Source organism: Allomuricauda sp. XS_ASV26 (assembly GCF_041224615.1).
GTDB classification, from domain to species: domain Bacteria; phylum Bacteroidota; class Bacteroidia; order Flavobacteriales; family Flavobacteriaceae; genus Flagellimonas; species Flagellimonas alginolytica.
Window position 1 is genome coordinate 475445 of the sequence record NZ_JBGFGK010000033.1, and the last position, 11734, is coordinate 487178.

An 11734-nucleotide genomic window follows, 5' to 3' on the forward strand; every position below is an offset into this window, starting at 1 on the left:
ATACAACATGAGATACTCTGTATTGCAAGCCATAGGTCTGATATTACTGTTTGTAGTGACTACTTTTGGCCAAACTCCCGTTACTAAAAACGAACTTGAGCTTAAAATTGATAACTATTTGAGCCAAAGTGAAAACAATGGATATTCGGGAAGTGTACTTGTGGCCAAAAAAGGAAAGGTTATTTTTTCAAAAGGGTATGGTTGGGCCGATAAAAAATTGAAAATTAAGAACACCCCATCTACAGTATTCAATATTGGTTCTGTGACAAAGCAATTTACCGCAGCGGCAATATTAAAGCTAATGGAAGATGGCAAGTTGGATGTTTCGGATAAAATTGAAAAGTTCTTCCCTCAATCACCCATCGATAAGAAGAATATTACCGTTCATCAATTACTTGTACAGACATCTGGTATATCACCAAGTACAGGAGGTTTTAGATACGACCCAGCTAAAAAAGAAGCCTTTTTAAAGGAGTTTTTTACATCCAAGCTAATGTATGCCCCCGGAACCAAGCACACCTATGCCAATGCCAATTACATAATGTTGGCCGCTATTATTGAGAAAGTCTCCCAAATGGATTATGAATCATTTTTAAGAATCAACTTTTGGGAACCTTTACAAATGAACCATACCGGGTACAAAGGAATTGGGTTTAATAGCGAGCGAATTGCTCACGGGTATTATTACCATTACACCACAGGGCAATGGAAAGATTGGGGGATAACACAACAGTATTTGCCCGCGAACAATGATCATTGGTACAGTATCGGAAAAGGCGATATATACTCTACGGTAGAAGATTTATATACTTGGCACCTGGCATTGGAAAAAAACACAGTACTTTCTGCCGAATCCAAAAAAATGATGGAGTACCCATATGTGTCCGAGAATGAATCAAACAGTTCCTTTTATGGGTATGGTTGGGCGATATTCAATACACAGAACAACTCAAAAATTGTTGCACACAACGGCAGCAATGGCATTTACTTTGCGGACTTCCTCAGATTTGTTGAGGACGATATGGTAATTATTGCATTGTCGAGCAGTATTTTAAATCCACAATCGGAGAATGTTGCGTGGGAAATTGCATCAATGGCGACGGATAAAGATTATGATCCCGATCCTATACCAAAAAACTCATATGAATTGGTTTTTGATTTTATAAGGACAAATACACCTAATAAATTGAGCGAATTGCCAGGGTTTATAGAAAAGCGAACAGGAGCGCCAATAAAGGAAAAGGCATTGTTGAACCGTATTGGATTTAAGCAGGTTTCGGAAGATTTGGACATAAATTGGGGCATAGCACTTTTAAAATTGAATACCGAGCTTTTCCCCGAAGACGGAAACCTATGGGATACCTTGGGAGAAGGCTATTTTTTGATAAACGACACGGTTAACTCATTAAAAAGCTATAAAAAAGCCTTGGAACTTAAGCCCGAATCTAATTGCTACTGGTGCGATAATGCAACTAAAAGGATAGAACAACTAAATAAGAAATAACATGCTACTACAACTTAACAACATATTTAAATGGGTCCATTCAGGGGGTCAACGCTTTTTTTTGCTCAAGGACATAAACCTCGAAGTACAGGAAGGAGAGTTTATTTCGGTAATGGGACCATCGGGCTCCGGTAAATCCACATTGCTAAACGTCATCGGGATGCTCGATACCTTTGATGAGGGCGAGTATAATTTTATGGACGAATCCGTACATTCATTAAAAGAAAAACACAGATCAAACCTGTACAAACAATATATCGGTTTTGTGTTCCAGTCCTATCATTTACTGGATGACCTCACCGTAAAGGAAAACCTGGAAATGCCGCTTATCTATAAAAAGATAAAAGGCTCCGAACGCAAGGCAATGGTTGCCGATATGTTGGACCGTTTTAATATTGTTGGAAAAAAAGATCTTTTTCCCGCACAATTGAGTGGAGGACAACAACAGCTGGTCGGAGTGGCCAGAGCGCTTATATCCAACCCTAAATTGATCTTGGCAGATGAGCCTACGGGCAACCTAAACTCAACCCAAGGAGAAGAAATCATGGAGCTTTTTAAACAATTGAATGATGACGGGGTAACCATAATTCAAGTGACGCACTCTGAGAAAAATGCGGAATACGGTTCCAGGATCATTAATTTGTTGGACGGAAGAATGGTTTAATCGGCCAGATCGGCCAATTCTTCTCCTACTAGACTCCCTAGGGCTACGCCCATTCCACCCAAACGTACACCGCAGTAAACGGAATTGGAAACGGGCTTGATAATAGGTGTTTTTTGTTTACCCACCCCCATTATTCCGCTCCACCTACGGTCAATTTTTACGGGTTGATTGGGCAAGATCATGGTTTTAAGCAAAACTTCCAATTGATTTTGGATAAGGTCCGTTTGTCCAAATTCAACGGTCTCTTCCGCATCAAAATCAAGATTTCTTCCGCCCCCGAACAAGATCCTATTCTCTATGTTCCTGAAATAATAGTAACCTTCATCAAAATGAAAGGTACCTTTTATAGGTAGGTCTTTAATAGGCTCTGTGACCAACACCTGTGCCCTGGCAGGCAGAACGGTATCAGATTTGAGCAATTTGGAAGCAAATCCATTGGTAGCAACAAATACTTTCTTGGTTGTAAATTCGAAACCGGGCGTTTTTATGATAGCTCTGTTTTGCAAATCGACCACCTCTTCAACCAAAACCCCATTTATGATCGGTATTTCCATGGACAAGCATTTTTGGATCAAGGAGCGCATCATTTTTCCGGTATCCAATTGTCCTTCCTCTGTATGGGTGATATATTTATTCTGGATTTTCCCAAAATTGAAGCTATTGTCGTTGGTCACAAACGGACCTTTCCCAAATATGGGTTCCATGAGACCGTTGAGGTATGGGATGGACTCCAAACATTTATCGAACAACTGCGTTTTTCCTAAAGGAAAAAGCTCGTGACTGCCGTGCAATTGAAAATCTATGGCCGTATCGCCAAGTAGTTTACGTAGTCTTTGAATTCCTTTGTTTCGCTTTTGGACCAATTCCACTACTTCCTGCTCCGTATGATGCTGCAGGTCCGATAATATTTCTGAAGCACTCCCGAAGCAGGCAAACCCCGCATTTTTAGTGCTGGCACCCTGTGGAAGACTTCCTTTTTCTAAAATCAAGATAGAGCTTTTGGGATATTTTTCCTTTAAACGGACAGCGCAATTAATTCCAACGATCCCACTGCCAACTACAGTAAAATCAACGTTGGAAAACCAGCTTTTATATTCCCAATAACTTAAATCCATAACTAAAAAACCCCGAATTGATCGGGGCTTAGCTTAATGTTCTTGTTTATATTTTGGATCCATTTTAAAATCTTCCATAAACTTGGTGGTATAATTACCGGCCAAATAATCTGGATGGTCCATCAACTGACGATGGAATGGAATCGTAGTTTTTATCCCTTCGATTACAAATTCGTCCAAGGCCCTTCTCATTTTGTTGATGGCCTCCTCTCGAGTTTGGGCAGTGGTAATCAACTTGGCGATCATGGAATCATAATTCGGAGGAATCATATAACCACTGTACACGTGGGTATCCAGACGAACTCCGTGACCACCTGGCGTGTGCAGGGTAGTGATTTTTCCCGGAGATGGTCTAAAGTCGTTATAAGGGTCTTCGGCATTGATCCGGCACTCTATGGAGTGTAACTTGGGATAGTAGTTTTTGCCCGAGATAGGTACACCGCCAGCGACCAATATTTGCTCGCGGATCAAATCGTAGTCCACGACTTGTTCGGTTATAGGATGTTCTACCTGAATACGGGTGTTCATTTCCATAAAGTAGAAGTTTCGGTGCTTGTCCACTAAAAACTCTATGGTGCCCGCTCCTTCGTATTTAATAAACTCCGCGGCCTTTACAGCGGCCTTTCCCATATCTTCTCGCAGCTTGTCCGTCATAAACGGAGAAGGGGTCTCTTCGGTAAGTTTTTGATGCCTACGTTGTACGGAACAGTCCCTTTCCGATAAATGGCAGGCTTTTCCATACTGATCCCCCACTACTTGAATTTCGATATGGCGGGGTTCTTCGATCAACTTTTCCATATACATGCCACCGTTGCCAAAGGCAGCAGTTGCTTCTGTAACGGCGCTGTTAAAGTTTTTTTCCATCTCGTCTTCGGACCAAATGGCGCGCATACCTTTACCACCACCACCGGCTGTAGCTTTGATCATCACAGGATACCCCATTTTCTTGGCCTCCTTTTTGGCATGATCTACATCTTTGAGCAAGCCTTCGGAACCTGGCACGGTGGGAACACCGGCTTTTTTCATGGTTTCTTTAGCGGTCGCCTTATCTCCCATTTTGTCTATTTGCTCGCCAGAGGCACCGATAAACTTAATATCGTGCTCTGCACAGATCTTGGAGAATTTAGAGTTTTCGGATAGAAAACCGTATCCTGGATGTATGGCATCGGCGTTGGTTATTTCCGCGGCCGCTATAATATTTGGAATCTTGAGGTAAGATTCGCTACTGGGTGCTGGGCCAATACAAACAGCTTCGTCTGCAAAGCGCACATGAAGACTCTCTTCATCGGCCTTGGAGTAAACGGCAACTGTTTTAATGCCCATTTCCTTGCAGGTTCTAATGATCCTCAAGGCAATTTCACCCCTATTCGCAATCAATACTTTTTTAAACATAGAGCACAATCTTAAATTTTGAATGATAAAATTTTAAATGGTCCCGAGCAACATTGGCGTTGCTCAAGCTATATCATCTAAAATTTACTACGATGGGTCTACCAAGAACAATGGTTGGTCAAACTCAACAGGAGAGGAATCGTCAACCAATATCTTAACTATCTTACCGGAAACTTCTGATTCGATATCGTTAAAAAGTTTCATCGCCTCTATCACACAAAGAACATCGCCTTGGTTTATAGTGCTGCCAACTTCAACGAACGGTGGTTTGTCCGGAGATGGCTTCCTGTAGAATGTTCCTATGATGGGGGATTTAATGGTAATGTATTTTGAGTCATCATCGGCTTTACCTGGAGCTGATGGTGATGGTGCCACTGCTTCCTGCGGTGCGGCCTGTGTTGCGACTGGCGCAGCTGCTGTAGGCGCTTGGGCTACGGGAATCTGTTGTACGATTGTGGTTTCTGGTGTACTGGAGTCGTTGCTTCCTGTTCGAATGGTGATCTTAATGTCCTCCATTTCCAACTTTACCTCGCTGGCACCCGATTTGGCCACAAACTTGATCAAACTTTGAATTTCCTTAATGTCCATGGATTATAATTTAGTTAGTTGTGTGATTAAGAGTTATAGGCCCATTTAAGATAAATGGAACCCCATGTAAAACCTCCACCAAAAGCGGCGAAAATAATATTGTCTCCCTTTTTTAATTGCTTTTCGAAATCGTAAAGCAACAAAGGTAATGTAGCGGATGTTGTATTTCCGTAACGTTCTATGTTCATGAGAACCTTTTCGGGCTCCAGGCCCATTCGGTTGGCCGTGGCGTCGATAATCCGTTTGTTGGCCTGGTGAGGTGCCAACCATTGCACATCATCCTTGCTCAGGTTGTTACGCTCCATGATCAATGCGGAAACATCGGCCATATTGGAAACGGCAAACTTAAAAACGGATTTACCATCCTGAAAAACATAATGTTGTTTGTTTTTAACGGTTTCCTCCGAAGCAGGCATAATGGAACCTCCTGCATCTATCTTTAAAAACTGACGCCCTATGCCATCGGATCGCAAATATTCGTCCTGTAGTCCCAATCCTTCATCGTTCGGTTCAAAGAGAACCGCTCCGGCACCATCACCAAAAATTATACAGGTGGTTCTATCGGTATAGTCTATTATGGACGACATTTTATCGGCCCCGATCAGTAATATTTTTTTATACCTGCCAGACTCTATATAACTGGCCGCGGTGGACATGCCATATAAAAAACTGGAACAGGCAGCTTGCAGATCATAAGCGAATGCGTTTGTCGCACCGATTTCCGAAGCTACAAAAGCGGCAGTAGCTGCTACTGGCATATCCGGAGTTGCTGTGGCAACCAGGACCATATCTATTTCGGAAGCATCGACACCTCGTTTTTTAAGCAAATCTTCTGCGGCCTTTATAGCCATAAAAGATGTGCCCGCGTTCTCTTCTTTTAGGATTCGTCTTTCCTTTATTCCCGTTCTGGTGGTGATCCACTCGTCGTTGGTATCCACCATGGTTTCCAATACTTTATTGGAAAGAACAAAATCTGGAAGGTATCCTCCTACAGCTGTTATCGCTGCCGTTGTTTTCTTCATTTTAGCCTCTCTTTATTGTCAAAAACATTGAAATTTGACCCAAAAGCGGTGAAAATTAGTCATTTTATATGACTTTACGGGTAAAATTAACCGATTTTGGGGGTGTTAATATGGGCGCATAAAAAAACTCCCGTTAATTATTCAACGGGAGTTGCTTTATTTTAAGGGAGTTGCGGTTAGGCCGCAGTTTCCTCTTCAGTTTTGTCTATTAACACTTGGCCTCGGTAGTACAATTTACCTTCGTGCCAGTGAGCTCTGTGGAACAAGTGCATTTCACCTGTTGTTGAGTCTTTGGCAATTGTTGGCGCAACTGCTTTGTAGTGGGTTCTTCTTTTATCCCTTCTGGTTTTCGATATTTTTCTCTTAGGATGTGCCATTATTAACCTATTTATCCGTTAGTAACTTTTTTAAATCGTCCCATCTGGGATCTGTTTTTTCTGATGATGTGGTTTTCTCTTTTGGCTGAAGCTCTTCCAGCTTGTCCAAGATATCCGATTGGAGCGAACCGTCTTCCACACCGGGATGAACCCTTTTTTGTGGGACGGCCAGTACCAGCATCTCATAAATATACTGTGCAATGTTGAACTGGTGTTCGCCATGGGGAATGATCAAGATTTCATCATCTTCATCGTTGTACTCTTCGCCAAATTTGACGACGAGCTTTAAATCGGAGTCGATAGGCTGGTCGAAAGGTTCGCCAGTTAGATCGCAATCCACATTTACAGTTCCCTTGGCTTTTATCCGTAGTTCCATCATGGTGCTCATTTTTTCCAAAATGGCATCTACACGAACGGAAGCTCCGTTAAATTCTTGGTAGTCAAAAGATTCAAAGAACGCATCATCGATTTCGTACACAAATTTATTTTCTCCCAGCTTCAGACCTGAAAAAGGGATCATATACTCTTTCAGCTTCATCATTTCTACACTTAAGGTTTGTGTACCAGCCTTTAAAGGCGGGTGCAAAGATACTACTAATTTACAAAACTGCAATTCTTACAACAACAAATATCCAAATTGCTTCTAACTTTTTAATCGCCACGCTTCATTTTTTGTTTTTGCAACGGGTTTTTGTGCAAGTCCAAGTATTCGGTCCTGTTTTTAAACACTTGGATTCCAGTAAATACCGCCTCTTTAAAAGAGCTTTCGTCGGCCATTCCTTTTCCTGCTATCTCATAGGCAGTTCCATGGTCGGGAGAAGTCCTTACCTTATCCAATCCGGCCGTGTAATTTACTCCCTTTCCAAAGGAAAGCGTCTTAAAAGGGATCAAACCTTGGTCGTGATAGGCTGCCAAAACGGCATCAAACCCCTTATGGTTATCGGAGCCAAAAAAGCTATCTGCGGAATAAGGGCCATAAACCAAAGTACCTTTGTTAAAAAGTTCTTGTATCGTTGGCTTAAGTACTTTATCATCTTCTTCACCTATGGTCCCATTGTCTCCGGAATGCGGATTGATTCCCAACATTGCAATCTTGGGCCGTCGAATCCCAAAATCCATTTTTAAGGATTTCTCCATAATGGCAATTTTGTTACGGATAAGTTTAGGCGTAATGGTTTTGGCCACATCTTTAACGGCGATGTGGTCGGTTAACAAACCAACGCGCAACTCGTAGGTTACCATAAACATTAAGCTTTCACCTTTAAGTTCTTGGGCAAGGAAATCCGTATGGCCGGGGAAATTAAAGTCCTCCGATTGTATGTTGTTTTTGTTGATGGGCGCCGTTACCAACACATCGATTTTATCCTCTTTCAAAGCAGCAACGGCCGCTCGTAGGGAGCGTATGGCATAATCGCCCCCTTGCTTTGTAGCCTCCCCATAGGCAATGTTCGGCATCTCTTTCCAAACATTTACTATGTTGATTTTGCCTTCCAGTGCTTGATCGGCATCCCTAACACCATTGAATTTTATGTTAAGGCCCAAATCTTTGATCTGTTGTGAAATAGTTTTATTGGACGCAAAGAATACCGGCGTGCAAAAGTCCAACATACGAGGGTCTTCAAACGTTTTTAGTGCCACTTCGCACCCAATTCCATTAATGTCCCCAATAGAGATCCCTAACTTTATTTTTTGATTTTCCTTCATAAAATGAACGCTGTTATGGCTACTTTTGCATTACAAAACTAGTCAATTAATAATACACATGTTCACAGGGATCATTGAGACTTTGGGTAAGGTTGAAAAGATAGAAAAGGATGGGGGGAATCTCCATATTACCGTTAGGGCCGAGATTACCTCGGAGTTGAAGATAGACCAAAGTGTTTCGCACAATGGGGTCTGCCTCACCGTAGTGTCCTTGGACGGGGATAATTATACCGTAACGGCTATCGAGGAAACCTTGAGCAAAACCAATTTGGGCGAGTTAAAAGTTGGCGATGAGGTAAATTTAGAGCGAGCTATGGTGTTGGGCGCCCGATTGGACGGTCATATTGTGCAGGGCCACGTAGATCAAACGGCCGTTTGCCAATCCATTGATCAAAAAGACGGAAGCTGGATCTACACTTTTGAGTACAATCCCCATGTAAACAATGTGACCATAGAAAAAGGATCCATTACCGTGGACGGTGTAAGTTTAACAGTGGTAAACTCACAGAAGAACAGCTTTAGTGTCGCAATTATTCCCTACACTTACGAACACACCCGATTTCATGCCTACAAAGTAGGTTCTACCGTAAACTTGGAGTTTGATGTGGTCGGAAAGTATGTTTCGAGGTTATTGGAACTGCGAGACTAAGTCGATTAGAATACATTTTTCATTCCCCGCCAAATTCTCAAAAGTATGAATGTGGCTACCAATACCAAGATACTGAGCCCCATGGCCAAAGGATAATTGCCGTAGATCCAATTTCCGGTAGCAAAAAGACAACCATAAACCAAAATACAACCAACGATCATGGCCAAAACACCGGATGGGACGCTCCATTTCACATTTTCATCATCCAAAGAAATGCCTTCGGCCCTAGCTTCTTCATGAAGCTTTTTCCATCCTGGGCCACCAGGTTTTGTGATTTTGTAGAAACGGTAGAGCACTTTGTTTTCTTCTGGTTTGGTCAAAAATGTAGTGGCTAACCATAAAATAGTGGTAATAAGAACAACCAGTGGAAATTTGCTCCATGTGGGGAAAGGAGCCCCGTCTGATAAAAAGAGGACATCTTCATATTGCCAGAATACTATTGAAATAATTCCGGATGAGAACATTGCCACTATTTCGCTCCACGCATTTATTCGCCACCAGAACCATCTCAATAAAAAGATAAGTCCAGTACCTGCCCCGAACATAATGATTATATCGAATAGCTGGGTCGCATTGCTAAGTTCCAAAGCGAATAGACTGCTCAGGACCATCAGGACGACCGTGGAAATCCGTCCCACATTAACCAACTTTTTTTCGGAAGCTTTTTTGTTGACCTGCTGTTTGTAAAAATCATTCACAATATAAGAGGATCCCCAATTAAGGTGGGTGGAGATGGTTGACATATATGCCGCTCCCAACGATGCCAATACCAGTCCCAATAGTCCTGTGGGCAGCATGGTAAGCATGGCAGAGTAGGCCAGATCATTTTTGAGGATGTTTTCCGGCACATCGGGAAAGGCTTGCCGGATACTTTCCAAATCCGGAAATACAACAATAGACGCCAATGCTACCAATATCCATGGCCAGGGTCTAAGGGCATAATGCAAAATGTTGAAGAAAAAGGTTGCTCCAATGGCATGGTTTTCATTTTTTGCGGCCAGCATACGTTGTGCAATATAACCGCCTCCGCCAGGTTCACCGCCGGGGTACCAAGCACTCCACCATTGGACCGCTAGGGGTATGATCAATAAACTTATCAAAGCATCGGTATCCGAAAAATCGGGAAGTATCGACATTTTTTCCTGTACCTGTGTATTGGCCAAAATATTGTCCAGCCCACCAACTTCTGGCATATTCACCAAATATACCGCGGCTCCAATGGCACCGCCCATAGCAACAAAAAACAGAATGAAATCTGTGTAGACCACGCCTCTAAACCCTCCAATGGCACTAAAGACCACAGTTACGGTCCCACCGATAAGAACGGTTTCAACAGGCTCCAGACCGAGCATTACCTGCCCAATTTTGATAGCGGCCAAGGTTACGGCCGACATGGCCATTACATTAAAGACCACACCAAGATATAAAGACCGGAAACCTCTTAAGAAATGAGCAGGTTTTCCTCCATATCTAAGGTCATAAAACTCCATATCGGTAGCGACATTGGATTTTCTCCATAGTTTGGCATATACAAAAACCGTGAGCAGGCCGGTAAGTAAAAAGGCCCACCAACCCCAGTTTCCGGATACACCGTCCGTACGTACAAAATCCGTTACCAGGTTGGGGGTGTCGGTAGAGAAAGTGGTAGCCACCATCGAGAACCCTAAAAGCCACCAAGGCATGCTGCGCCCCGATAAAAAGTACTCAGCCGTGTTTTTGCCAGATTTTTTGGATACGTATATTCCAATAAAGAGAACAAGGGCAAAAAACCCAAAAATGATGATGTAATCTAAAAGTTCTAGTTTCATTTGCTTGGTTTGGCTGGAGTTAAAGATAGCTTTTTTGGGTTACTTTTGTGTACCTCTAAAAATGCTACATGCTTCTCTCTGCTTTTTCCGATATATCTGTTACTGCTTGGGCCATGGCCGCTACAGCGGCTTTTTTAATGGGTGTTTCCAAGGCCGGACTTAAAGGGATGTCCATTTTTAATGTAACCCTTATGGCATTGGCTTTCGGTTCGCGGGCATCTACGGGGCTCTTTATTCCCTTGTTGATCGTGGGCGATGTTTTTGCCGTGGTCTATTACAACCGGCATACCCAATGGAAATACATTATAAAATTTATTCCATGGATGATCTTGGGGATCTTGGCCGGGGTATTTATTGGAAAAGATTTGCCGGAGCGCGAATTTAAATGGGGCATGGTGGTAGTGATATTTATTAGTTTGGGGATGCTGATCTGGTGGGATCGCAGGAAGTCCAAAAAGGTCCCTACCCATTGGTTGTTTTCCGGCTCCATGGGCGTTTTGGCCGGGATTTGTACCATGATTGGGAATTTGGCGGGGGCATTTACCAATATTTTCTTTTTGGCCATGCGATTGCCAAAAAATGAATTTGTGGGCACGGCGGCATGGCTGTTTTTTATTACCAACCTGTTTAAACTGCCTTTTCATGTTTTTGTTTGGAAAACCATCTCGGCAGATAGCCTATTGATTAATTTGAGATTATTGCCGGCAATTGGAGCCGGTTTGATCTTAGGTGTTTTTTTGGTGAAGAAGATCAACGAAAAAAATTACAAACGCTTTATTTTGATTGTTACTGGCATTGGTGCGGTGGCAATTTTGTTTAGATGAGATACTAAATCCATTTTTGTCAACCTGAACTTGTTTCAGGTTCTCATGTCCATTTGTTTTATGAATGCAGTGAGATTCTGAAATGAA

General features: G+C 42.5%; 12 protein-coding genes. 4 read left to right on the forward strand and 8 right to left on the reverse strand.

Features of this window, described 5'->3' with window-relative positions; all coding sequences use genetic code 11:
- The first annotated feature begins 7 nt into the window (after positions 1–7).
- Together AB9K32_RS14215 and AB9K32_RS14220 are read left to right on the forward strand one after the other, a co-directional pair.
- Complete coding sequence (locus AB9K32_RS14215; RefSeq protein ID WP_252080955.1) at positions 8–1504, forward strand: serine hydrolase; 1497 nt, start codon at positions 8–10, stop codon at positions 1502–1504.
- Between the two features lies 1 nt (position 1505).
- The gene (locus tag AB9K32_RS14220; protein WP_224836031.1) at positions 1506–2168 is read left to right on the forward strand and encodes an ABC transporter ATP-binding protein; all 663 of its coding nucleotides are present in this window, start codon (positions 1506–1508) and stop codon (positions 2166–2168) included.
- Here the strand turns inward: AB9K32_RS14220 and AB9K32_RS14225 are convergent.
- The 7 genes from AB9K32_RS14225 to pdxA all read right to left on the reverse strand — a co-directional run bounded on the left by AB9K32_RS14225 (position 2165) and on the right by pdxA (position 8366).
- On the reverse strand, positions 2165–3283 hold the full coding sequence (locus AB9K32_RS14225) for an FAD-binding oxidoreductase (RefSeq protein WP_338197406.1): 1119 nt from the start codon (positions 3281–3283) through the stop codon (positions 2165–2167). The two genes, AB9K32_RS14220 and AB9K32_RS14225, sit on opposite strands and share 4 nt — an antisense overlap.
- 33 nt (positions 3284–3316) lie before the next feature.
- On the reverse strand, positions 3317–4675 hold the full coding sequence (gene accC / locus AB9K32_RS14230) for an acetyl-CoA carboxylase biotin carboxylase subunit (RefSeq protein WP_224836033.1): 1359 nt from the start codon (positions 4673–4675) through the stop codon (positions 3317–3319).
- Positions 4676–4762: 87 nt separating this feature from the next.
- A complete protein-coding gene (gene accB / locus AB9K32_RS14235; protein ID WP_338197404.1) occupies positions 4763–5263 on the reverse strand; it encodes an acetyl-CoA carboxylase biotin carboxyl carrier protein in 501 nt (166 codons plus the stop codon).
- 26 nt (positions 5264–5289) lie between these two features.
- On the reverse strand, positions 5290–6285 hold the full coding sequence (locus AB9K32_RS14240) for a beta-ketoacyl-ACP synthase III (protein ID WP_369885550.1): 996 nt from the start codon (positions 6283–6285) through the stop codon (positions 5290–5292).
- 176 nt (positions 6286–6461) lie between these two features.
- Positions 6462–6662, reverse strand: coding sequence for a 50S ribosomal protein L32 (rpmF, locus tag AB9K32_RS14245; protein WP_100816683.1), 201 nt, complete (start codon positions 6660–6662; stop codon positions 6462–6464).
- 7 nt (positions 6663–6669) lie between these two features.
- Entirely contained in the window at positions 6670–7203 is a 534-nt protein-coding gene (locus AB9K32_RS14250; RefSeq protein ID WP_338197401.1) for a DUF177 domain-containing protein, read from the reverse strand.
- 110 nt (positions 7204–7313) lie between these two features.
- Complete coding sequence (pdxA, locus tag AB9K32_RS14255; protein WP_338197399.1) at positions 7314–8366, reverse strand: 4-hydroxythreonine-4-phosphate dehydrogenase PdxA; 1053 nt, start codon at positions 8364–8366, stop codon at positions 7314–7316.
- Between the two features lie 58 nt (positions 8367–8424).
- On the opposite strand from pdxA, the gene AB9K32_RS14260 reads away from it, so the two are divergent.
- Positions 8425–9015 (forward strand): riboflavin synthase, encoded by a 591-nt coding sequence (locus AB9K32_RS14260; RefSeq protein ID WP_252080950.1) that lies wholly within the window; start codon positions 8425–8427, stop codon positions 9013–9015.
- Between the two features lie 5 nt (positions 9016–9020).
- Here AB9K32_RS14260 and AB9K32_RS14265 read toward each other — a convergent pair whose 3' ends face one another.
- Positions 9021–10823: a sodium:solute symporter family protein gene (locus AB9K32_RS14265; protein WP_369885551.1), complete on the reverse strand. Its 1803-nt coding sequence runs from the start codon at positions 10821–10823 to the stop codon at positions 9021–9023.
- Positions 10824–10891: 68 nt separating this feature from the next.
- Between AB9K32_RS14265 and AB9K32_RS14270 the strand changes: the two genes are divergently transcribed.
- The gene (locus tag AB9K32_RS14270; protein WP_369885552.1) at positions 10892–11647 is read left to right on the forward strand and encodes a sulfite exporter TauE/SafE family protein; all 756 of its coding nucleotides are present in this window, start codon (positions 10892–10894) and stop codon (positions 11645–11647) included.
- The last annotated feature ends 87 nt before the right edge of the window (positions 11648–11734 follow it).

Coding starts and splice junctions, on each gene's coding strand:
- AB9K32_RS14215 (WP_252080955.1), top strand. CDS start 8: ATGAGATACTCTGTATTGCAAGCCATAGGTCTGATATTACTGTTTGTA.
- AB9K32_RS14220 (WP_224836031.1), top strand. CDS start 1,506: ATGCTACTACAACTTAACAACATATTTAAATGGGTCCATTCAGGGGGT.
- AB9K32_RS14225 (WP_338197406.1), bottom strand. CDS start 3,283: ATGGATTTAAGTTATTGGGAATATAAAAGCTGGTTTTCCAACGTTGAT.
- accC (WP_224836033.1), bottom strand. CDS start 4,675: ATGTTTAAAAAAGTATTGATTGCGAATAGGGGTGAAATTGCCTTGAGG.
- accB (WP_338197404.1), bottom strand. CDS start 5,263: ATGGACATTAAGGAAATTCAAAGTTTGATCAAGTTTGTGGCCAAATCG.
- AB9K32_RS14240 (WP_369885550.1), bottom strand. CDS start 6,285: ATGAAGAAAACAACGGCAGCGATAACAGCTGTAGGAGGATACCTTCCA.
- rpmF (WP_100816683.1), bottom strand. CDS start 6,662: ATGGCACATCCTAAGAGAAAAATATCGAAAACCAGAAGGGATAAAAGA.
- AB9K32_RS14250 (WP_338197401.1), bottom strand. CDS start 7,203: ATGATGAAGCTGAAAGAGTATATGATCCCTTTTTCAGGTCTGAAGCTG.
- pdxA (WP_338197399.1), bottom strand. CDS start 8,366: ATGAAGGAAAATCAAAAAATAAAGTTAGGGATCTCTATTGGGGACATT.
- AB9K32_RS14260 (WP_252080950.1), top strand. CDS start 8,425: ATGTTCACAGGGATCATTGAGACTTTGGGTAAGGTTGAAAAGATAGAA.
- AB9K32_RS14265 (WP_369885551.1), bottom strand. CDS start 10,823: ATGAAACTAGAACTTTTAGATTACATCATCATTTTTGGGTTTTTTGCC.
- AB9K32_RS14270 (WP_369885552.1), top strand. CDS start 10,892: ATGCTTCTCTCTGCTTTTTCCGATATATCTGTTACTGCTTGGGCCATG.